Annotated in this window: 20 protein-coding genes, 1 other RNA gene and 1 pseudogene; 9 read left to right on the top strand and 13 right to left on the bottom strand. The window is 60.3% G+C overall.

Translation table 11 applies throughout. The annotated features are described in order from the left end of the window. The 6 genes from carA to hrcA form a co-directional block, all read right to left on the bottom strand. Entirely contained in the window at positions 1–1,206 is a 1,206-nt protein-coding gene (gene carA / locus GYH35_RS34000; RefSeq protein WP_161816454.1) for a glutamine-hydrolyzing carbamoyl-phosphate synthase small subunit, read from the bottom strand. A gap of 220 nt (positions 1,207–1,426) precedes the next feature. Then, positions 1,427–2,239: a 4-hydroxy-tetrahydrodipicolinate reductase gene (dapB, locus tag GYH35_RS33995; RefSeq protein ID WP_161816455.1), complete on the bottom strand. Its 813-nt coding sequence runs from the start codon at positions 2,237–2,239 to the stop codon at positions 1,427–1,429. Positions 2,240–2,247: 8 nt separating this feature from the next. After that, positions 2,248–3,375 carry a molecular chaperone DnaJ gene (gene dnaJ / locus GYH35_RS33990; protein WP_161816456.1) on the bottom strand — a complete coding sequence of 376 codons (1,128 nt, stop codon included), beginning with the start codon at positions 3,373–3,375 and terminating at the stop codon, positions 2,248–2,250. Positions 3,376–3,490: 115 nt separating this feature from the next. Beyond that, positions 3,491–5,422: a molecular chaperone DnaK gene (gene dnaK, locus GYH35_RS33985; protein WP_161830705.1), complete on the bottom strand. Its 1,932-nt coding sequence runs from the start codon at positions 5,420–5,422 to the stop codon at positions 3,491–3,493. Positions 5,423–5,581: 159 nt separating this feature from the next. Beyond that, positions 5,582–6,103: a nucleotide exchange factor GrpE gene (gene grpE / locus GYH35_RS33980; RefSeq protein WP_161816458.1), complete on the bottom strand. Its 522-nt coding sequence runs from the start codon at positions 6,101–6,103 to the stop codon at positions 5,582–5,584. Positions 6,104–6,260: 157 nt separating this feature from the next. Next, positions 6,261–7,319, bottom strand: a complete 1,059-nt coding sequence (hrcA, locus tag GYH35_RS33975) for a heat-inducible transcriptional repressor HrcA (protein WP_161816459.1) — start codon at positions 7,317–7,319, stop codon at positions 6,261–6,263. 262 nt (positions 7,320–7,581) lie between these two features. On the opposite strand from hrcA, the gene GYH35_RS33970 reads away from it, so the two are divergent. Further along, entirely contained in the window at positions 7,582–8,502 is a 921-nt protein-coding gene (locus GYH35_RS33970) for an NAD(+) kinase (RefSeq protein ID WP_161816460.1), read from the top strand. A 17-nt stretch (positions 8,503–8,519) separates the two neighbouring features. Beyond that, complete coding sequence (gene recN, locus GYH35_RS33965) at positions 8,520–10,286, top strand: DNA repair protein RecN (protein WP_161830704.1); 1,767 nt, start codon at positions 8,520–8,522, stop codon at positions 10,284–10,286. A gap of 16 nt (positions 10,287–10,302) precedes the next feature. On the opposite strand, the gene fur is transcribed toward recN, so the two are convergent. Next, complete coding sequence (gene fur, locus GYH35_RS33960) at positions 10,303–10,740, bottom strand: ferric iron uptake transcriptional regulator (RefSeq protein WP_161816462.1); 438 nt, start codon at positions 10,738–10,740, stop codon at positions 10,303–10,305. A 111-nt stretch (positions 10,741–10,851) separates the two neighbouring features. On the opposite strand from fur, the gene GYH35_RS33955 reads away from it, so the two are divergent. Next, positions 10,852–11,253 (top strand): outer membrane protein assembly factor BamE, encoded by a 402-nt coding sequence (locus GYH35_RS33955; RefSeq protein WP_161816463.1) that lies wholly within the window; start codon positions 10,852–10,854, stop codon positions 11,251–11,253. A 6-nt stretch (positions 11,254–11,259) separates the two neighbouring features. Here the strand turns inward: GYH35_RS33955 and GYH35_RS33950 are convergent, their stop codons facing one another. Both GYH35_RS33950 and GYH35_RS33945 read right to left on the bottom strand, forming a co-directional pair. Beyond that, a complete protein-coding gene (locus GYH35_RS33950) occupies positions 11,260–11,571 on the bottom strand; it encodes an RnfH family protein (RefSeq protein ID WP_161816464.1) in 312 nt (103 codons plus the stop codon). Next, a complete protein-coding gene (locus GYH35_RS33945; protein WP_161816465.1) occupies positions 11,558–11,995 on the bottom strand; it encodes a type II toxin-antitoxin system RatA family toxin in 438 nt (145 codons plus the stop codon). Before GYH35_RS33945 ends, GYH35_RS33950 begins: the two co-directional genes overlap by 14 nt. Positions 11,996–12,024: 29 nt before the next feature. Between GYH35_RS33945 and smpB the strand changes: the two genes are divergently transcribed. The 4 genes from smpB to GYH35_RS33925 all read left to right on the top strand — a co-directional run bounded on the left by smpB (position 12,025) and on the right by GYH35_RS33925 (position 14,892). Beyond that, positions 12,025–12,501, top strand: coding sequence for an SsrA-binding protein SmpB (gene smpB / locus GYH35_RS33940; protein WP_129649118.1), 477 nt, complete (start codon positions 12,025–12,027; stop codon positions 12,499–12,501). A 102-nt stretch (positions 12,502–12,603) separates the two neighbouring features. Further along, positions 12,604–12,955: a transfer-messenger RNA gene (ssrA, locus tag GYH35_RS33935) on the top strand. Positions 12,956–13,127: 172 nt separating this feature from the next. Continuing rightward, on the top strand, positions 13,128–14,348 hold the full coding sequence (locus tag GYH35_RS33930; protein ID WP_161830703.1) for a tyrosine-type recombinase/integrase: 1,221 nt from the start codon (positions 13,128–13,130) through the stop codon (positions 14,346–14,348). Positions 14,349–14,358: 10 nt separating this feature from the next. Then, a complete protein-coding gene (locus GYH35_RS33925; protein ID WP_161830702.1) occupies positions 14,359–14,892 on the top strand; it encodes a hypothetical protein in 534 nt (177 codons plus the stop codon). 256 nt (positions 14,893–15,148) lie between these two features. Here the strand turns inward: GYH35_RS33925 and GYH35_RS33920 are convergent, their stop codons facing one another. Continuing rightward, positions 15,149–15,559 (bottom strand): PIN domain-containing protein, encoded by a 411-nt coding sequence (locus GYH35_RS33920; protein WP_161830701.1) that lies wholly within the window; start codon positions 15,557–15,559, stop codon positions 15,149–15,151. Beyond that, a complete protein-coding gene (locus tag GYH35_RS35300) occupies positions 15,546–15,779 on the bottom strand; it encodes an AbrB/MazE/SpoVT family DNA-binding domain-containing protein (protein WP_161830700.1) in 234 nt (77 codons plus the stop codon). The genes GYH35_RS33920 and GYH35_RS35300 overlap by 14 nt, the downstream gene beginning before the upstream one ends. Between GYH35_RS35300 and GYH35_RS33910 the strand changes: the two genes are divergently transcribed. After that, positions 15,745–16,566 (top strand): hypothetical protein, encoded by an 822-nt coding sequence (locus GYH35_RS33910; RefSeq protein ID WP_202624990.1) that lies wholly within the window; start codon positions 15,745–15,747, stop codon positions 16,564–16,566. The genes GYH35_RS35300 and GYH35_RS33910 overlap by 35 nt on opposite strands. Positions 16,567–16,573: 7 nt before the next feature. Further along, positions 16,574–17,743 carry a helix-turn-helix domain-containing protein gene (locus GYH35_RS33905; protein ID WP_161830698.1) on the top strand — a complete coding sequence of 390 codons (1,170 nt, stop codon included), beginning with the start codon at positions 16,574–16,576 and terminating at the stop codon, positions 17,741–17,743. Positions 17,744–17,810: 67 nt separating this feature from the next. Here GYH35_RS33905 and GYH35_RS33900 read toward each other — a convergent pair whose 3' ends face one another. Continuing rightward, a complete protein-coding gene (locus GYH35_RS33900) occupies positions 17,811–19,616 on the bottom strand; it encodes an ATP-binding protein (RefSeq protein ID WP_161830697.1) in 1,806 nt (601 codons plus the stop codon). Then, positions 19,613–20,462, bottom strand: a pseudogene (locus GYH35_RS33895) (hypothetical protein); the annotation flags it as partial. The gene GYH35_RS33900 and the pseudogene GYH35_RS33895, both read right to left, overlap by 4 nt.

Below are 20,462 nucleotides of genomic sequence, written 5' to 3'. Positions count from 1 at the left end.
TCAACCTTCGGCGGCGCGGCGACCGTCTTTCGAAGCGGCCGGGGACTGAGCGGACTGCTGGCTGGCAAGCCGCTGGTGGATCATGGCGGTGAAGCGGGCGAACAACTGGCCCACGTCTTGCGGGCCCGGGCTCGCCTCGGGATGGCCCTGGAAGCTGAAGGCCGGACAGTCGGTGCGCTCGATGCCTTGCAGCGAGCCGTCGAACAGCGACTTGTGGGTCACCTTCACGTTCTCGCCGAGCGTGCTCTCATCGACCGCGAAGCCGTGGTTCTGGCTGGAGATCAGCACGCGGCCGGACGCGATGTCCTGCACCGGATGATTCGCGCCGTGATGGCCGAACTTCATCTTCACCGTCTTCGCATCGCTCGCCAGCCCCAGCAGCTGATGGCCGAGACAGATGCCGAACACGGGAATGTCGGTCTGCAGGAATTTCTTGATCGCCTCGATCGCGTACGTGCATGGCTCCGGATCGCCAGGACCGTTGGAGAGGAAGATGCCGTCCGGATTCATCGCGAGCACTTTGTCCGCCGGCGTCTGCGCGGGCACGACCGTTACGCGAGCGCCGTGATCGGCGAGACACCGCAGGATGTTGCGCTTGATGCCGTAGTCATAGGCAACCACGTGCACACGCTGTCCGGGACGTGACTTCGGCCCCTGGAACTCGCCCCAATTGGTGCCTTCGTTCCATTGATACACGCGCTTGGTGGACACGACCTTCGCGAGGTCCATGCCTTTCAAGCCTGGGAATTTGCGCGCGGCATGAACCGCGGCGGTGGCATCCGCCTTCTCGCCCGTCATGATGCAGCCGGCGAGCGCGCCCTTCTCTCTCAAGATGCGCGTCAGCTTGCGAGTGTCGATGTCCGCGATGGCGACGATCTTGCCGCGCTGGAGAAAGCTCTCCAGGGATTCAGAGGCGCGCCAGTTGGAATGCACGGCCGGCAAATCACGAATGATCAGACCTGCCGCGTACACCGATGCCGCTTCCAGGTCTTCCGGGTTGGTCCCGGTGTTGCCGATGTGCGGATAGGTGAGAGTAACAATCTGTCTGCAATAGGACGGGTCCGTGAGGATTTCCTGATAGCCCGTCATGGCGGTGTTGAACACCACCTCGCCCGTCGTGTTGCCTTTGGCTCCGATGGATCGGCCGTGGAAAACGGTCCCGTCCTCGAGTGCCAGTACAGCGGCCACGTTACCGGTGTGGTTCATGTAGCTCCCGATGTCAGCTGTTTCAGACACGCATGCGGAAGACGAGATGGGCTCTTAAGGCCCTATCCCGCCACAAGTGTTTTCACCGCGTGCTGAAGACGGCAGTCTACGCGAGTCGCCCAAGTGATGAAAGCGAAATGCGCGTGTCTGTCACCTGTCCGATCTCCAGCGAGAGCCAGGGTTGGGCAGGCTCGCTGGATTTAAAGGGTCGGCGCCCGAATTAGAGGCCGAGCACGTCCTGCATCGAGTACAGGCCCGGAGACTTCCCGACCAGCCACTGTGCCGCTTTTACCGCGCCCCGTGCGAAAGCGAGCCGGTCGCTGGCGCGATGTGTCAACTCGATGCGCTCGCCGATGCCGGCAAAGGTCACGGTGTGGTCGCCGACCACATCGCCACCCCGGAATACCGAGAAGCCGATCGAGCCGCGCTTGCGAGCGCCCGTGTTGCCATGACGGGAATATTCAGCCGCGTCCGCCAATTTGACATCTCGTCCGTCGGCGGCGGCCGCACCCAGTGCCAGCGCGGTTCCCGAGGGTGCGTCCTTCTTGTTGCGGTGATGGGCCTCGAACACTTCGATGTCGTAATCGGCGTCGAGCTTGTTCGCGGCCAACTCAACGAGCTTGAGCAGCAGGTTCACGCCGAGGCTCATGTTCGGCGCCATGACGATGGGAATGGACTGCGCCGCGGCCGCGATCTGGGCCCGCACCGCTTCGCTGTGGCCCGTGGTGCCGATGACGACCGGGCGCCTGGCCGCGACACAGGCGGCGAGATTGGCTGCAGTCGCTTCAGGCAAAGTGAAATCGATGGCGACCTGCACGTTGCGCAACGCCGCCGCCGGATCCGCCTCAACCGTTACATCGCGCTTGGCGCCGCCAGTCGCATCGCCCGCATCCTTGCCGAGCCAGCGACTGTTCGCGGACGCCGTCGCGCCACTGAGCTTCGCGCCGGGTGCTTCATCGATCGCGGTCAGCAACGCACGGCCCATCCGGCCGCTCACGCCGAGCACGGCGATCTGCAATGAATGTTCGGCCATCGGTCGAATCAGCTTCTGATGGTGTCGAAGAAACGTTTCACGCCGTCCAGCCAGGTGCTTTCACGCGGGCTGTGATTGCGCTTGCTCTCGTGCATGGACGCGTCGAACGCACGCAGCAGCTCTTTCTGCTCTTCGGTGAGATTGACCGGCGTCTCGACCACGACGCGACAGAACAAATCTCCCGTCGCTCCGCCGCGCACCGGCTTGACGCCCTTCTCGCGCAGGCGGAAGACACGGCCGGACTGAGTTTCGCCGGGCACTTTCAATTCGACGTTGCCGCCGAGCGTGGGCACTTCGACCGTGCCGCCGAGCGTCGCGGTCGAGAAACTCACCGGCACTTCGCACGACAGATGACTGCCGTCGCGCTCGAAAATCGCATGTTCCTTGACGCGGATTTCGACGTACAGATCGCCCGCCGGCCCGCCATTGCGTCCGGCCTCGCCTTCGCCGGTCAGACGAATGCGGTCGCCGTTGTCGACGCCCTGCGGGACTTTGATGTTGAGCGTTTTCTTCTGGCGCAGCCGGCCCTGCCCCAGGCAGGAATCGCACGGCTGACTGATGATCTGGCCGCGGCCTTTGCAACGCGGACAGGTTTGCTGAACCGCGAAGAAACCTTGCTGCATACGGACCTGACCGGCGCCGTTACAGGTATCGCAGGTGACTGGCTTGGAGCCAGGCGCCGCGCCCGAGCCCGAGCAAGGCTCGCACTCGGTGAGGGTCGTGAATTCGATATCCGCGGAATGGCCGAACACGGCCTGCTCGAGATCGAGCTCGAGGTCGTAGCGCAGGTCCGCGCCACGAAACACCTGCTGGCGCCCGCCACGACGGCCGCCGCCGAAAATGTCACCAAACACATCGCCGAAGATGTCGCTGAACGCATCGGAGGCGCTGTAGCCCCCGCCGCCGCGAGCCGCGAGCCCTTCGTGGCCGTGCTGATCGTAAATGGCGCGCTTCTGCGCGTCGGTCAGCACTTCATACGCTTCCTTGCACTCCTTGAATTTCTCTTCGGCTTCCGCGTCGTTGGGATTGCGATCGGGGTGAAACTTCATCGCCAGACGGCGATAAGCCTTCTTGATCTCGGCCTCCGTGGCCGTGCGGGCTACATCGAGCACCTTGTAGTAGTCGCGCTTGGACATTCGCGGAAACAACCCCACGCAAAGATGGCGGCATGATGCCTGCGTGCGCCGGCCTCAGCCACCTGAATACAAAATCGGCCCGGCGGACTTCACATCCGCCGGGCCGCCACTGTGCTTACTTCTTCTTGTCTTTGACTTCTTCGAACTCGGCATCGAGCACGTCGTCGTTGCCGCCGCCCGCGCCACCGCCGGCGGCCGAGCCCTGCGGGCCCGCACCCGGACCGGCCGCGCCAGCTTCAGCCGACTGCTGCGCCAGAGCGGCAGCCAGACGGCTCACTTCGCCAGCCTTCTTCTCGATGATGTCCTTGTCGTCGCCGCTCAGCGCCTTCTTCAGATCCGACACGGCATTTTCGATGTTGGCGCGATCGGCAGGCTGAACCTTCTCGCCCAGATCCTTCAGCGCCTTCTCGGTACCGTGCACCAGCGCGTCGGCCTTGTTACGCGACTCGACCAGCTCGCGGAACTTGCGGTCTTCCTCGGCGTGCGCCTCGGCGTCCTTCACCATGCGCTTGATCTCGTCCTCGTTCAGGCCCGACGAGGCCTTGATGACGATCTTCTGTTCCTTGGCGGTGGCCTTGTCCTTCGCCGACACGTTCAGGATGCCGTTGGCATCGATGTCGAACGTGACTTCGATCTGCGGCATGCCGCGCGGCGCCGGCGGAATGCCTTCCAGGTTGAACTGGCCGAGCGACTTGTTGTCGTGCGCCCGCTGACGCTCACCCTGCAGCACGTGAATGGTCACGGCGCCCTGGTTGTCGTCCGCGGTCGAGAAGGTCTGATTCGCCTTGGTGGGAATCGTGGTGTTCTTCTCGATCAGCTTGGTCATCACGCCACCGAGCGTCTCGATACCGAGCGACAGCGGCGTCACGTCGAGCAGCAGCACGTCCTTCACTTCGCCGGACAGCACGCCGCCCTGAATTGCGGCGCCGACGGCCACGGCTTCATCGGGGTTCACGTCCTTGCGCGGCTCCTGGCCGAAGAAATCCTTCACCTGCTTCTGCACCAGCGGCATGCGTGTCTGGCCGCCGACCAGGATCACTTCGGACACGTCCTTGATGGACAGGCCCGCGTCCTTCAGCGCGATCCGGCACGGCTCGATGGTCTTGTTCACCAGGTCCTCGACCAGCGACTCGAGCTTGGCGCGAGTGAGCTTGATGTTGAGGTGCTTCGGACCGGACGCGTCCGCCGTGATGTACGGCAGATTGATTTCGGTCTGCTGGCTGCTGGACAACTCGATCTTCGCCTTCTCCGCAGCTTCCTTGAGGCGCTGCATGGCGAGCGGATCGCGACGCACGTCGACGCCGCTTTCCTTCTTGAACTCTTCGCCGAGGTAATCGATGACGCGCTTGTCGAAGTCCTCGCCGCCGAGGAACGTGTCGCCGTTGGTCGCGAGCACTTCGAACTGACGCTCGCCGTCGACATCCGCGACTTCGATGATGGACACGTCGAACGTGCCGCCGCCCAGGTCATACACCGCGATCTTGCGATCGCCGCCCTGCTTGTCGAGGCCATAGGCCAACGCCGCGGCGGTCGGCTCGTTGATGATGCGCTTGACGTTCAGACCGGCGATGCGGCCGGCGTCCTTGGTCGCCTGGCGCTGCGAGTCGTTGAAGTAGGCGGGCACGGTGATGACGGCTTCGGTAACCGTGGTGCCAAGGAAATCCTCGGCGGTCTTCTTCATCTTCTGCAGGATGCGCGCGGAGATTTCCTGCGGCGCCATCTTCTTGCCCTGCACTTCCACCCAGGCGTCGCCGTTGTCGGCCTTGGCGATCTTGTACGGGACCATGTCGACGTCTTTCTGCACGACGTTGTCTTCGAAGCGGCGGCCGATCAGACGCTTGATCGCGAACAGCGTGTTCTGCGGATTGGTCACGGCCTGGCGCTTCGCGGACTGGCCGACGAGCACTTCATTGTCCTTGGTGAACGCCACGATCGACGGCGTGGTGCGGTCGCCTTCGCTGTTCTCGATCACGCGCGGCTTGCCGCCTTCCATGATCGCGACGCACGAGTTGGTCGTGCCGAGGTCGATGCCGATGACTTTGCTCATGGCCCAATGTCTCCTGCAAATGTTCCGTTAGTAGTTAGTTCGAGTCTTAACAAGTCTGTAAATCTGGCCAGGTGCGCGGACTGTGTCCGCGGCGCCGGCCGTCTTGTCGCGATATCTGCGGATGGGTGCCGGCGTTTACAAGTCCCCAAGTCCATTGAATCAGGGCGCTTTTGCGACGATCACGCGCGCCGGGCGCAACAGCCGGCCGTTCAGCTGGTAACCCTTCTGCACGACCTGGGTCACGCTGTCCGGCACATGCTCGGCGGAGGGCTGCATGGCCATGGCTTCGTGCAGCTCCGGATTGAACGGCTCGCCCAGCGGATCGATCTCGGTCAGGCCGTTCTTCTCGAACGCCTTGGCCAGCAATTTCAGGGTTGCTTCGGTGCCGGCGCGCAGGGTCTGCGCGTCGCCGGCGGCCAACAGGCCCAGCTCCAGGCTGTCCTTCACGCCGACCAGATCGTTGGCAAATTTATCGACGGCGTATTTATGAGCCTGCTCTACATCCCGGGACGCACGCTTGCGAATATTTTCCATCTCGGCGAGCGCGCGCATGTACAGGTCGCGGCTTTCCAGCGCTCGGACTTCGGCGGCCTGCAGGGCAGCCTGCAAATCGACCTCCCCGCCTTCTGCGGGGGCGCCATTGGCGCCGGGCGGGCGATCCTGCTCGTTGGGCGTGCTCATGAATCTGGTTCTCCTCATCGCAAAAGGGCTCGTGCCCGCCCGGCTGCGCCGTGGCGGGACGCGGTTTCTTTAAAGGGGCGGCATTCTGCCTGATCAGGCGGCCGACCTCAGCCCTGACCTCTCCTGGGGACAGGTCAGGCGCGACGGGAATGGCGGCTCAGGCGCGGGAATTCAAGGCGGAGCCGAGCAGCTTTGCGGTGATATCGACGATCGGGATGATGCGCTCGTAGGCCATTCGCGTTGGACCGATGACCCCCAGCACGCCGACCACTTCCTGGTCCAGGGTGTACGGCGCCGTGACCACGCTGCAGTCGTCCAGGATGGTGTAGCCGGATTCCTGGCCGATGAAGATCTGCACACCGTCCGCCTTCAGACTCAGATCGAGCAGGTGCAGGATGTCGCGCTGCTGGGTGAACGCCTCGAACAGGCGCCGCAGCTTCTCGACGTTGGATAGCTCGGCGAAGCTCATCAGGTTGGTTTCGCCGGCGATGACATATTCCATGCGGCCCGAGGCCGGCGACGGCATGACCACGTGCTGCGCCAGATGAATGGCGTCGAGCATCACCTGGTTCAGCGACTCGCGTGTTTCCTTCAGCTGATTGAGCAAGTGCTCGCGCACCGCGCTCAATTCCTTGCCGCCGAATTCCTGATTCAAATAGTTCGAGGCGCGGCGCAGCTCCTCGGAACTGTAGTGACGATCCAGCTGCACGATGCGGTTCTGCACTTCACGGCCGTTCACGACCATGATCGCCAGCACCCGGTTATCCGACAGCGGCACGAATTCGATCTGACTGAGCGCCGAGTGACTCTGTCGCGGCAATGTCACGACGCCGGCGAGCCGGGTGACGCTCGATAACATCTGGGAAGCAGCGGCCACCAGCGCCTTGTGGTCGGCGGTGTGCTCGCCGAAGCGCGACTGGATCGCGGCGATCTTCTCGTCGTCGAGCGGCTGATACTTGAGCAGCGTGTCGACGAAAAAGCGATAACCCTTGTCGGTGGGAACGCGGCCCGCCGAGGTGTGCGGCGAAGTGACGAAGCCCAACTCCTCCAGATCCGCCATGACATTGCGGATGGTCGCCGCGCTCAGGTTCAGCCCCAGATCACGGGACAGAGTGCGGGATCCGACGGGCTGCCCGTCGCGGATGTAATGTTCCACCAGCAGCTTCAGCAACTGCTGGGAACGGTCATTCAGCGGTTCGTCGTTCAGGGTCGGCATCGTAGCGGTTCGGGCGGCTTGGTTCGTGGGGCCTTTGCCCCGCCGCATCTAAGACTCAAACCTATGTGACAGAAGGCATTTTGCACCAGCTTGCAATGCGGTGCCGCTGTCCAAGCGAAGCTAAGCACCGCGCGAGGCGCTGTCAAGCAGACCGCCCCTTAGTCAAGCGGGCGTTCGATAAGGGCTATCTTGGGTCCGGTCGCCGCTTCACAACGGGATTCGCATGGCTGGCCGACATGGGTCCGTGCTACAAACCGCATCCATGCCCGCAGCGCCCCAACCGTTCCAAACCATCGCCATCATCGGCAACACCCGTGACTTGCGGGTTGTCGAATCCTTGCAGGTTTTGGCCGCTCATCTACACAGCCGTGCGCGGCGCGTGCTCGTCGATGCGGCCACGAGCGTCGACTACCGTGGCGTCAAGGTCGAACGCTTGCCTGAATCGGATCTCTGCGCGACCTCGGACCTGCTCATCGCGGTAGGCGGCGACGGCTCCATGTTGCACGCAGCCCGGCTCGCAGCTCCGCGCGGCTTGCCGGTCCTCGGCATCAATCGCGGCCGACTCGGATTCCTCGCCGACATCGGCCCGACCGAGCTCACCACGCGTGTCGATGAAATTCTCGCCGGTCGCTATGTGAGCGATCAGCGCGCGATGCTGCAAGCAACCTTGAGCTCGCCCGGCCAGCCCGATCGCCAATGCAACGGCCTGAACGACGTCGTCCTGCAGAAGTGGCAGACCGGTCGCATCCTCGATTTCGAGACCTATATCGATGGCCGCTACGTGAACACCCACGGCGGCGACGGTTTGGTGATCGCAACGGCGACCGGCTCGACCGCGTATGCGCTGTCGTGTGGCGGCCCCATTCTGTATCCGGGTTTGGATGCGCTGGTGCTCGCGCCGATCTGTCCACATACCTTGTCGGACCGGCCCATCGTGGTCCGGAGCAATGCCATCATCGAAGTGCGGCTGCTCGATCGCCCGGACAGCAACGGACAAGTCACTTGCGATGGCGTTTCGCTCGGCGCGCTGTCGCAGGGTGATCGCCTGGTGGTTCGCCCCGCCGCGAGCAACGTGACCCTCCTCCATCCCGCCGATCACGATTACTATCGCACGCTGCGCTCGAAGCTGCGCTGGGGCCGCGGTGACCGAACCGCTCCCTACCCCGACCCAAACTCGGAATAACATCCTCTAACGCGAAGATGCTCACTCATATTCAGATCCGCGACTTTGCCATCATCGACGCGGTCGAGCTGGAGCTTGGCCCGGGCTTGACGGTGCTGACCGGCGAGACCGGCGCGGGCAAGTCGATCCTGGTCGATGCGCTGCTGCTCGCGGCCGGCGGGCGCGCGGGGGCCGAAGTCGTACGTCACGGCGCTGAACGAGCCGAAGTGTCGGCGACATTTGCCATCGAAAAGAACGCCGCGGCCCACACCTGGCTCAACGAGCAATCCATCGAGCACGAAGGTGAATGCGTGCTGCGTCGAGTGATTTCCGCGGATGGCCGCTCGCGCGCTTACGTCAACGGACAAACGATGTCCGTGCAATCGCTGCGTCAGCTCGGCGAGACGCTCGTCGACGTGCACGGCCAGATGGAATATCAATCGTTGGTTCGTCGCTCAGCGCAGCGTGAGTTGCTCGACCAGAGCGGCGAGCATCGTGAGCTGGTGAGCGCTGTTGCCGAGGCATGGCGCACTCTGTCGCAGGTCAAAGAGGAACGCGATCGTGCGGCCGCATCCGTGCAGGATCGCGAGGCTCGCCTGGAGCTCCTGCGCTATCACTTGAGCGAGCTGCAAGCGCTCGACCTCAAGGAAGGCGAAGCTGAAGAACTCGGTGCCGAGCGGACGCGCCTGTCCCAGCGCGGACGACTCGCATCGGGCGCGCGCGAAATCATTCAGCTGCTGCGTGAAGCGGAAGATGTGAGCGCCGAGCAAGCGATCTCGCGCGCACTGAGCACAGCGCGTCATGTCGGCGAGCTGGATCCGACGTTCGCACCGATGGCGCAGCTGATCGATGAGAGCCTGATCGCGCTTCGCGAAGGCGTCGAAGCGGTGGAGCGTTACGAGTCCGATCTCGATGCCGATCCGCAGCGTCAGGAGTGGGTCGAAGAGCGACTCGCGACCATGGAATCGATCGCGCGCAAACATCGCGTCGAAGTCGGCGCCCTGCTCGGCTTGCAAGCGGAGCTGCAGCAGGAGTTCCAGCGGCTCGATTCGCTCGAAGCGTCGATGGCGCAGATCGAGAAGCGATTGGAAGAGGCGCAGAAAAAATTCCGCGCGGCGTGCGACAAGCTCACGGCTGCGCGCAAATCCGCTGCGAAAGCGCTGAGCACGAGCATCAGTGCATTGATGCAAACCCTCGGCATGCCGGGCGGCAAGTTTCAGATCGAGGTGCGCGCCGCCGAATCGGCCGGCGTGAATGGCGCCGATGACATCGAGTTTCTGGTCAGCGCCAATCCGGGTCAGCCGCCCCGTCCGCTCGCCAAGGTGGCGTCGGGCGGCGAGTTGTCACGTATCAGCCTGGCCATTCAGGTTGCCGCTGTGCAGACCGATGCCATGGCCGACTCTCTGGCCTGCCTGGTGTTCGACGAAGTCGATGCCGGCGTGGGCGGCGGTGTGGCGGAGATCGTCGGCCGTCAGCTGCGGACCCTCGGCGAACGGGCGCAGGCCCTGTGCGTAACGCATCTACCTCAGGTCGCCAGCCAGGCTCACGCTCATGTGCGAGTCACGAAGCTCACGGATGGCAAGACCACCCGCACCGCCCTGCACCCGCTGACTGCCGATGAGCGCATCGAGGAGATCGCGCGCATGTTGGGCGGTATCAACGTGACGGATAAAGCGCGGGAACATGCCGCCGAGATGCTGCGACCAGCGCCTGCGAAGGGTTCAGCCAAGGCGGCGGCTAGCGCCACCAAGGCTCCGGCCAAAGCCGCGGCCGCCGCTCCGAAGAAGAAGCCGGCGCGGCGCTGAGCCGTTTGGGGTCGCTTTAGTTGCGACCCTTCTGGTTTCTGGCCGGGCAGTCCGGCCGGCTGCAGTAGCCGTACAGGATCATGGAGTGATCCTTCAGCTCGTACTTGAGACGGGCCGCGACCTGGCGCTGCCGCTCTTCGATGCCGGCATCCATGAACTCTTCCACCCGGCCGCAGCCTAAGCAGACAATGTGGTCGTGGTGCTGGCCCTCGTTGAGCTCGAACACCGCCGTGGTGCCCTCGAAGTGATGACGTGTAACCAGCCCCGCGGCCTCGAACTGCGTCAAGACCCGGTACACCGTGGCAAGGCCGATATCCTCGTGAGATTCGAGCAGATGCTTATAAATGTCTTCCGCACTCATGTGGCGCGGCGTGGCCGTGCCGAGAATCTCGAGAATCTTGATCCGAGGCAACGTGACCTTCAGCCCGGCCTTGCGCAAATCATTGGTTTCCACGTGCTTGGTCCTCAGATCGAAGGTCGGCGAGCGTCCCGCTGCGGGACCGACCGCTTTTGAGTATCATCCTGCCGCATTATCTCGCAGCCCAGCCGCTGGCTCCACCCCGAAATGACACGAATCAAGTACACCTGGTCCTGCCTTCGAGTGCGAGCACTGGCCTCGCTGATCGCCACCGCGCTGCTGGCCGGCGGCCTCTCAGGGTGCGTCCACCGCGTCGATATTCAACAAGGCAACTTTCTCGACAAAGAGGACATCGACCGGGTGGCGGTCGGCATGACCCGCGTCCAGGTGCGATCGCTTCTCGGTACGCCCATGGTGGCGGACCCGTTCGTGAGCACGCGCTGGGATTACATGTACTACTTCAAGCGCGGGCGCTGGAGCTCGCCGCAGAAGCGTCATTTCATCGTGTTCTTCGACGCCACCGACAAGGTCGAGCGCATCGATCGGCCGACCGATACGGTGCCGACACTGGTGAAGCCACCCGAAGCGAAAACCGCTGCGACGAATTGAGGCGGGTTATTTTCGTCGCTGAGATTCGGCGCGGCTGCGCTGAGCCGCTTCGCGCCGGCTCTGTTTAGGATCGATCAGCAGCGGCCGCAGGATCTCGATGCGGTCGCCATCGCGCAGCTCGTAGGTGAGCGGCACTGCCCGCCCGAAAATGGCGCACTCCAAGGGACGAGCCGCGGCTTCCGGAAATTTTTGCAGCAGACCGGAGCGATTCACGGCTTCGGTGAGCGAGGTGCCCGGCGGCACTTGCAGATCCACGCTCGGCTGTCGATCCGGCAGTGCGTACACCACGCGGATGCGCAGTAGCTCACTTTTTTCCATAGACCGCACGAGCGCGATCGACGAACGCGTCGATCAACTCGGCGCAGTTCTTCTCGAAGGTGTGCGACAACAGCATGCCGAGCATGGCGTTGGCGAACTCGAAACGAACCGTGAGCCCGACCTTGACGCCCTTGTCGCCCAGCGGCGTGAACGTCCAACGGCCTTCGAAGGTCTTGAAAGGCCCGGCCACCAGCGTCATTAACATCTCGGTGGGACGTTTCAGAAAATTGCGCGTCGTGAACGTCTCGCGTACGCCCGCTTTGTGCATTTCCAGCTTGCCGGTGACCTGTTCCGGCGTGCTCTCCAGCTTCGTTGCCGCGGAAATCCACGGCACGAACTGCGGATACTGCTCAATGTCCTCGACCAGCGCGAACATTTGTTCGGCCGTATAGGGCACCAGGGCACTTCGAGTTACTTCACGCATGCGCCGGCACGGTACAATCCGCGCCCTCTATGAGCAAGCAGAAAGCCGACAACAACCCGACCATCGCCGAGAACCGCCAGGCCCGCCACGAGTACTTCATCGAGGAGACTTACGAGGCTGGCCTGTCGTTGCAGGGGTGGGAGGTCAAGAGCATGCGCGCAGGACGCGTGCAGCTGAAGGAAGCGTACGTGTTCCTGAAGAACGCCGAAGCCTTCCTCTACGGCGCGCACGTCTCCGCCCTGCCCACTGCGTCCACGCACGTCATCCCCGACCCGATCCGCACGCGCAAGCTGTTGCTGAACCGCGCGGAGCTGAGCCGACTGGTCGGCGCTGTCGAGCGCAAGGGCTACACCTTGGTGCCGCTGGAAATGTATTGGAAAGCCGGCCGCGCCAAATTGCGCATCGGCCTAGCCAAGGGCAAGAAGGAGCACGACAAGCGCGCCACCTCGAAGGACCGCGATTGGCAGCGTGAGAAATCGCGCCTGATGAAACATTCGAAGCGCTGAGCCCGCCGCGGGCTCGACAAACGCATTTCGTGACTCGCAGCCCTTGTGATCCTGGCGTTTGCCCTTACACTAGCGCCGTTGCCACGAGTGGCGACACCTTACGGGGGCGACCGGCTTCGACGTGGGTGGCGAAACTCCAGGTGCATGCGGAGTTGTAGGTAACTCCTTAAACTGCTTACAAACTTATAGTTGCAAACGACGACAACTACGCTCTGGCGGCTTAATCCCGCCTAACCTCCGCCTGGTATGTGCTTGTGCATCCAGATTGGGGGACGCGCTCACAAGCTCGCGAGTCGGTGTGCTACAGGCCGCCTCGTTAAAACGCTCTGCAGCTGGTCGTTCGTCTTCCCTGCTCCTCGGGTAGCGCGCGGCGAGATACAAAGAGTGAGCTAAGCATGTAGGTCCTGTAGCGTAGTGCTTGCGGACGCGGGTTCGATTCCCGCCGCCTCCACCATCACCTGTTCCGAGGACATCCAAGAAGATCCATAAGTCCTCGGAATTACTCGAAAACCCCGAGAATTCCAGCTTCGGATGACTGCTGTCGTCCGTTGACATCTTAGACCTGTCGGGGGCAACTTCAAGGGGTAACTGGAGGCGACCTGTCGCCGACACGGAGAGTTACCCCAATGCCGTTGACCAACGTTCAGGTCCAAAACGCAAAACCTCGCGAGAAGGATTGGAAGCTCTACGACGAGAAAGGACTGTTCCTGCTCATCCGAGCTGCCGGCCACAAATGGTGGCGGTTCAAGTATCGCTTCGGCGCTCGCGCCGATGGCAAGCCAGGTAAAGCGGAGAAGAATCTTTCGCTCGGCGTCTTCCCAGAAGTCTCGTTGAAGCGCGCTCGCGAGAAGCGAGACGAAGCGCGCCGACTACTCGCCGAGCACATCGATCCCAGCACTCAACGGAAGCAGGAAGAACACCAGAGACGTGTCGCGCAGCTCAACACCTTCGAAGCCGTCGCACGCGACTGGCTCACGAAGCAAAGCTGGGGCGAGAGCCATGGCGCGCGTAACGCGCGAAGATTGGAGCAGCACGTCTTTCCTTGGGTGGGTTCACTCGGCGTCAGCGGCATCAAGCGCGCGCAGATCAAAGAGGTTTTGCAGCGGATAGAGAAGACGGGGCATGTCGAGACTGCCTACCGTGTGCTTCAACTCATTCGCTCGATCTTCGACTTCGCCATCGCGGAGGAAATCTGCGAGCACTCACCCTGCCTGGGATTGTCGAAGACGTTATCGGCTCGCCCTACGCGCCATCACGCGACCATCACTGACCCGAAGCAGGTCGGCGAGCTGCTGAGAGCCATCGACGGCTATGGGGGTACGTTTCCGGTCGCTTGCGCTCTTCGCCTCGCTCCGCTGCTGTTCGTTCGCCCTGGCGAACTTCGACAAGCTGACTGGTCAGAATTCGATCTGGACGGCACTCACCCTCAGTGGCGCATCCCTGCAGCGAGAATGAAGATGCGCGAGCAGCACATCGTCCCGCTCGCGAAACAAGCCGTGGCGATTCTTCGCGAGCTACAGCCTCTCACTGGCCCTACTGGCCTTGTCTTTCCCGGACTGAGAAGCCTTGCGCGGCCTATGAGCGAGAACACCTTGAACGCCGCCCTCCGCCGCATCGGCTACGACAAAGAAACAATGACCGCGCATGGGTTCAGATCGCTGGCTAGCTCGATCCTAAATGAGCAGCACTGGCATAAAGACGCGATCGAGAGGCAACTGGCGCATGGCGAGCGAGACAAGATTCGGGCGGCGTACAACCACGCAGACTACCTACCGGAGCGACGGAAGATGATGCAGGCGTGGGCGGACTATCTGGACGGCCTGCGCGGTGGCGGCCCAATAAAGTAGGAGTCTCCCCATGCCAACAGCACAATCATCGTCCAGCGCGGCCTTTCGCCCGATCACCGGACACATCGCTCCGGATATCTTGGGGTTCTATCGAAACGGCCAGCCAGACTACAAGCGCGTAGCCGACGTGGTGAAACTCACGAAGGAAGATCTCGGCAAGATTTCGAAGGTTTCCAAATCCTCGGTGCGCTTCGATGACGCAATTCCGGCGGCGACGGCGATACGACTGCGCGAGATCGCCAACATTGCGAATCTCGTTGCCGAATTCTTCGACGGCGATATTCATAAGGTCGCGCTTTGGTTTGAGCGGCCGAACCCACGCCTCGGAAACGTATCGCCCCGAACGATGATTCGCGGCGACCGCTACAAGCGCCTTCTGAACTTCGTGCTGGAATCGCGGGAGGCTGCTGACGCATCAAAGCTGAAATCCCCGGCATGGCACAGCGATTTACTGCGAGAGACCGAGCAACGATATGACGCCGGAAAAGAACAACCTGTCGATTGGGCAGCAGCCAAGCGAAAACTGCGCGAACGCCACAAATGAGGCTGGGGATGCTCCGGTCGGCCGTCCAGAATCATCGACGGGGCCGGGAGCGGGTACGGTTGGCGCACCTCATAAGGGGCGGATTTTGGCAGCCCTCCGGCGGTCGCCACTTGCTGATGCCGATCTCCAGATTTCCCGCAAATCATGACGGCGTCCTTCCGCATGCCTTGCACCATTTGCGACGCGCCGCTAATACCCCGGCGACCCATCCATCGAGAGCTTTGATGCCAGTGGCATCAAAGGCTCAGCTACAACTTTACGGCTTAGCAAACGGATTAATAACGGTAAGCCGCTTCTCAATCACCTGCTGATGCTGAAGATCCTCTGAGTAGAGAACGTTGCATCCAGCCAGCAGCGCCGACGCGACGATCACCGAATCGTAAAATGAAAAGCCGTATCGCTCGGCGATTTCACTCCCCTTGTCGTGGTGTTCGATCGTTAGAGGGTGAGTCACGCAGACGGTGCGAATCGTACCCAACATCTCGCGGGCTTCAGCGAACGACAAGCCGAACTTGCGTACCGCGACTGTCGTGAATTCGTTTAGGACTTGAACGCTAATCGCACCCGATCGCGCAAGCAGCACTTCAGCGCGGTCAGCCTTCTCAGCATCGGCCGACAGCAAATACAACAGGACGTTGCTATCGAAAAATGACTCAGCGTCGCTCATTTGCTTCAAGGCGGTCGAACTTGAAATCTTTCGGCATACGACCGCGGAACCGACGCAGCCGAGCTAGCAATTCCTTGGCGTCAGGTGTCTTTTCAATCTCAAGCGCCCGCTTACCCGCCGCGTGCAGAGTCACGTCATCGCCCTCTCGGAGTCCCAAGGCCTCCACGACGGCGGCAGGGAGTCGGATGGCCAAGCTGTTGCCCCACTTCGAGACCTGCATAAAACACCTCTGGATATACACCAATACCAGAGTATATCCGGCGACCCTTGGTACGGCAACCCGAAGGCTTCTTGTTTTTCCACCTCAAATGAGGTTAGTTTATAGGAAGTCCCACCAGGATACGGATATGCCATCGGTACAAGTGATCGTCGAGCCTGCCGCCGTCGCTGCACGGCTCGAAACCATGCAGCTCACTGAAGAAATCTTGCGCGAGTCGCTGTACCAAGCCTACCTCCATCGGGTTCGGTTGACCCCCAATCATCCGCCCAGCTTCCCAGGGCTCGAAATGTGGGGATGGGCAGTCGCCTCGCTGCGGGAGCAATTGCGGTCACGAGACTGGGTGCCCGTGAACTTTGGAAATTACTCACTAACGGTTCATGAAGAACTGGCGCTCGCGATCAACGTTGCCTCTGGCGACGAAGCCACCGGCTACGCGAAAGGCAATCCGACAACCCGATCCAAGAAGGGGCCGAATACCGCCGATGCCGTTGAGGTCAACCGCCAGTCTGATCTATTCGCGGAGCTTTTGCCGCCTCCCCATCCGGAGCAAAGATTAAAGGCCGCGGACTTCACAACTTGGCTGCTTCTCCATCATATCGACATGAGGAAACAGGAGCTTCGAGCCGAGTTGTCACGCCCAACCGAGATGGACGACGACGGAAGGGTGTCGAGATGGACTGATCGCATCATATTGCCGCCTATTTCGTTTGACGGCGACCGAATCGAGCTTGCGCCTCCAGCTGGACCTAGCTCGGATTTCGACATCGAGATCCGCCGAAAGTCCTGAGCCGATCATGTTCAATCCCCAAAGACTCAGCCTCGCCCGAAAGCGGCGGGGCATGAATAAGCGCGCGCTCGCGAAACGGATCGGAGTATCTGAACGTTCGGTGGTCGGCTATGAGACTGGAACCCAAGTCCCCGAATGCCTGACGCTCGCGAGACTCGCTGACGTACTTGAATTTCCGCAAGCGTTTTTCTATGGCGACGATCCAGAATTTCCGACGCCAGACGTTGCAAGTTTTCGCTCGCTGTCCAAGATGACAGCGTCACAGCGCGACACGGCGCTCGGTGCGGGTGCCGTCGCGCTGCTCCTCAATCAATGGATAGAGTCGAGATTTGAGCTGCCGCCACCAGATGTGCCCGATCTCGGCCGCGAACGATCCACCATTCCAAAGGAAGAAGTAGCGTCCACGTGCCCCGACATCGACTACTTGTCCCATGAAAGTTCCCAGGACCCTCAGACTGCAGCGGACATGCTCCGTGTGCATTGGGGACTGGGGGAAGCGCCGATTCCCAACATGATTAAGCTACTGGAATCCAAGGGAGTCCGTATCTATTCCTTGGCGATCGACGCGAGAGAAATCGACGCGTTTTCAATGTGGAAAGGCGGTGTACCTTTCATGTTCCTGAACACGGGGAAGTCAGCGGAGCATTGCCGTTTCGATGCGGCTCATGAGCTCGGTCACTTAGTGCTACATCAGCACGCCCAACCACAGGGAGCCGATCTCGAACGCGAAGCGAATGCATTCGCTTCGTCATTCTTGATGCCGCGCTCAAGCACCCTTGCTCTCGCTCCCCGCGCCCCATCACTTCCCAGCCTAATCAAGCATAAAAAATACTGGGGCGTTTCCGTCGCCGCGTTGAACTATCGACTACACAGCCTGGGTCTGACATCGGAATGGACCAATCGGACTCTATGCATCCAAATCGCCCAGGCAGGCTTTCGCACCAACGAACCTGATCCACTCCCACATGAGAAGTCGGTGGTGCTGGAGAAAGTATTTGCAGCCCTCCGTGACGATGGACTGACCAAGGCGAAGGTAGCCGAGCTACTGGCAATTACGAGTCAGGAGATCAACGAACTTACATTCGGGCTCATGTTGAATGCCCTCAAAGGCGGAGCCAACCACGGGACGGCACAGTCCGCTCGGAGGTCTAAAGCTCATCTGCGGCTCATCACGTAAATGCTGGGAGATGCTAGTCCAACGATCCGTGAGCATCCGCTAACCGCGCTAAAGAAATTCTCCTGACCTATGCAGGAGCATCAGCAGCTTCACTCCATAGCTGTTCAAGATCCACGTCTTCGCTGGCCGGCTGCTTATCTCGATCAAGTCGGTCGACCTGCAGCACCATCGGAAGGTCGAATGCCGTTCCAGTCACAACGCAGCTTCCTTGTGCAAGCCCGGGAATGAGGCTGCGCGACAGCGAATCCAGTGTAGTTATCGTATTGTCGATCAGGAAGAGGTCCCGATCGTTGACCAATCGGTGAATAAAAAAATTGTGAAGCTGCGAAACTATGGTCGGCGAGATATCGGCCGGCCGCTGGCTTGCGATCGTCACAAAAACCCCGAACTTTCGACCCTCCTTGATGATCTCCTCGAACTGCTCCAATCGATAGTCTTTCCAACTCTCGCTTTCACGAGTCGATTGCTGCGAGAGAATATTGTGAGCCTCGTCAATGATCAGATGAACTGTCTTGTCTGGAGGCGTAGCTACCGTGTCCTTGTGAGAGTTGTAGTAGTGCTTAGCGAACAGCAGCGGCAATACCTTTTTTGTCTCGTTGTTGCAACGTCTAAGCGAAATCACTGTAAGCAGCTTATCTGGAGCTGCGGCATCACCCACTGTCAGCACCTTCCTAAGGTTCGACAGGGATGACTCCACCCTCTTCACCAGCGGCTGGATGTGGTCAAACTGCACATATCCATTTATAAGGTCGCCGATGAGCTGTAACGTCACCCTCAACAACAATTGATCAAACGCATCCAAGTTGGTAGCGTCAAGCGTCTCCACGGTTGGCGCGATCTCCGCATCGTACTCTTCCCCATCAGGATCGAAGAACGTATGGCCGCGCATGAACTTAGACTGATGGGAATGCCAGCTCACCTCCTTCAACAAGTCGATTAGTGCGTCGTTCTCTACAATCTTCGCAACGGATCGCATTAGGTCCAGAGCGGCGGCTTTTGGGTGTCCAGCTGAGAACGCATCTCGAAATTTTTTCTTTGCAAAAGCGGTCAATGATCCCGGATTCTTCTCATACCGTCGCCTCCCGTCGATAACCCGATTAAGAAATGGCCGCTGGGTGTTGGGAGTTGCCTGGAAGAGCAGTGACAATGTCTCAAGATCCCAGAACTCCTCAGCCTTCAGTGGAAACACCGCTCCTGGCGGCTGTTCAACTCCTGCATTGGGCGCTTTAGTCGCGAGCGAATAGACCATTTTCGATTCGCCAGGCACCAACTGGTTGCCAGTGTATTCGCCATTAAAGTCGAGGATTACGAACCTGCTTTTGTCAGCTATCGCCGAGAACTTTTGCTCAAACAATACGGTATATAGCTTCGCCAGCGTATTCGACTTGCCGCTGCCCGTGTTCCCAAAAATCCCGATGTGGCTATTGAACAGCCGCTTCCACGGAAGACTGACTGCGATGTCCTCCTTGAGCATTCGGCCAATTTTGAATGGCTTTGCCGACCCAGCTCGGTCAAAAATGGACGCGATGCGCTCCTCCTGTAGAAGGAAAGCCGCGTCCTTAATCATTGGCAAGTACTTGATGCCTTGCTTAAACCCTGTGTGGTCAAAAAATCCAATCGGGCGCGCCTCAACCTTTCGGATATACCCAACCTTGCCATTGGCGCTTTCAACCCGTGCCTCGTCTAGAAACTCACCCTCGACGATACATATGATCTCTCGGAACCCTCTCTGGATCGCGAGATATTCACGGATCGAAACGCCTTTGTACTTCTCACCTCCGTAGAAGAGAGTCTCCTTACTAGAGTCCTCGTCAATTCTCAGGGTGATCTTTGTTCCGTTGACTGCAATCACCTCGCCAACACGAATCGTCATGCGACGTTTGCGGGCACAGCCGCCCCGATAGGGATGACATTGGCTGGCGGCACGTGAATATTCGCCGCAGCCTTAGTATCTGCCGTCGCTTCAGTTCGGCCAGTGAACACCTTGCTATTAAAGGCCGAGAAGTCTAACGGCTCATCATTCTCGAGCATCAAGCATTTTACGTTGCTATGTTGACGGAACTGCGCAGAGATGGCTTCGTGGGAAGACTTCCCATAGCAGCATATGAACACTTGAAGATGGGGGTTGGAGAGGGAACGCTTAACCAAATTTAAGATGTGCTCGTCAGCAAACGAGAAACCAAAGGCAATCAGGACTGCATTCGGCTTCTCAAGCTCATAGCTCAGCAACCGCAACATCTGGTAGTAGTGCTCCTCATATACCGTTTCGTGGAATTTCCATTTCGTAGGATTCACGACCGGAATCCCTTTGTACTTGGCCCAGAAGGCGTCTAGCTGCGCTTGGTCGAATTTGGGGTCAGCCAACTGTTCCAACTTGAAATCGTTATTCATCAACCCGGCCGAGAAGGGCGCGAGCCTCGCCCGTGCGACATCATCCAGCAGTTCCGCATCAGTGTTGATTGAATACTTAACCTCTATCCCATCCTCGGCCTTGCTCCAATAGACCGACCCATGCAGGTGTATGAGATTGATCTGAGGAACGCTACTTTGATGTCTATCGAAGACCCCCGTTTGACAGAGAAAGCTATTGAAGTTGCGAGCCTCCAGCAGTTTCTTGCGAAATCCCCTCGTTCCATCGTTGAGGATTGCGTCCCGGGACGTGGTGTACGAGTGAGGCGTGACCGCTGAAGCGGCGGTCACCGTGAGTCTTGATAGAGTT

The sequence above is a fragment of the Steroidobacter agaridevorans genome (assembly GCF_009932555.1).
Taxonomy (GTDB): domain Bacteria; phylum Pseudomonadota; class Gammaproteobacteria; order Steroidobacterales; family Steroidobacteraceae; genus Steroidobacter; species Steroidobacter agaridevorans.
Note: the sequence above shows the minus strand (reverse complement) of the source record. Positions and strands in the feature narration are given on the sequence as shown.

Coding starts and splice junctions, on each gene's coding strand:
- GYH35_RS33920 (WP_161830701.1), bottom strand. CDS start 15,559: ATGAGCGACGCTGAGTCATTTTTCGATAGCAACGTCCTGTTGTATTTG.
- GYH35_RS35300 (WP_161830700.1), bottom strand. CDS start 15,779: ATGCAGGTCTCGAAGTGGGGCAACAGCTTGGCCATCCGACTCCCTGCC.
- GYH35_RS33950 (WP_161816464.1), bottom strand. CDS start 11,571: ATGGAAAAAAGTGAGCTACTGCGCATCCGCGTGGTGTACGCACTGCCG.
- dnaJ (WP_161816456.1), bottom strand. CDS start 3,375: ATGTCCAAGCGCGACTACTACAAGGTGCTCGATGTAGCCCGCACGGCC.
- dapB (WP_161816455.1), bottom strand. CDS start 2,239: ATGGCCGAACATTCATTGCAGATCGCCGTGCTCGGCGTGAGCGGCCGG.
- smpB (WP_129649118.1), top strand. CDS start 12,025: ATGAGCAAGCAGAAAGCCGACAACAACCCGACCATCGCCGAGAACCGC.
- GYH35_RS33900 (WP_161830697.1), bottom strand. CDS start 19,616: ATGACGATTCGTGTTGGCGAGGTGATTGCAGTCAACGGAACAAAGATC.
- carA (WP_161816454.1), bottom strand. CDS start 1,206: ATGAACCACACCGGTAACGTGGCCGCTGTACTGGCACTCGAGGACGGG.
- GYH35_RS33970 (WP_161816460.1), top strand. CDS start 7,582: ATGCCCGCAGCGCCCCAACCGTTCCAAACCATCGCCATCATCGGCAAC.
- GYH35_RS33945 (WP_161816465.1), bottom strand. CDS start 11,995: ATGCGTGAAGTAACTCGAAGTGCCCTGGTGCCCTATACGGCCGAACAA.
- hrcA (WP_161816459.1), bottom strand. CDS start 7,319: ATGCCGACCCTGAACGACGAACCGCTGAATGACCGTTCCCAGCAGTTG.
- GYH35_RS33925 (WP_161830702.1), top strand. CDS start 14,359: ATGCCAACAGCACAATCATCGTCCAGCGCGGCCTTTCGCCCGATCACC.
- GYH35_RS33910 (WP_202624990.1), top strand. CDS start 15,745: ATGGCCAAGCTGTTGCCCCACTTCGAGACCTGCATAAAACACCTCTGG.
- GYH35_RS33955 (WP_161816463.1), top strand. CDS start 10,852: ATGACACGAATCAAGTACACCTGGTCCTGCCTTCGAGTGCGAGCACTG.
- recN (WP_161830704.1), top strand. CDS start 8,520: ATGCTCACTCATATTCAGATCCGCGACTTTGCCATCATCGACGCGGTC.
- dnaK (WP_161830705.1), bottom strand. CDS start 5,422: ATGAGCAAAGTCATCGGCATCGACCTCGGCACGACCAACTCGTGCGTC.
- GYH35_RS33905 (WP_161830698.1), top strand. CDS start 16,574: ATGTTCAATCCCCAAAGACTCAGCCTCGCCCGAAAGCGGCGGGGCATG.
- grpE (WP_161816458.1), bottom strand. CDS start 6,103: ATGAGCACGCCCAACGAGCAGGATCGCCCGCCCGGCGCCAATGGCGCC.
- GYH35_RS33930 (WP_161830703.1), top strand. CDS start 13,128: ATGCCGTTGACCAACGTTCAGGTCCAAAACGCAAAACCTCGCGAGAAG.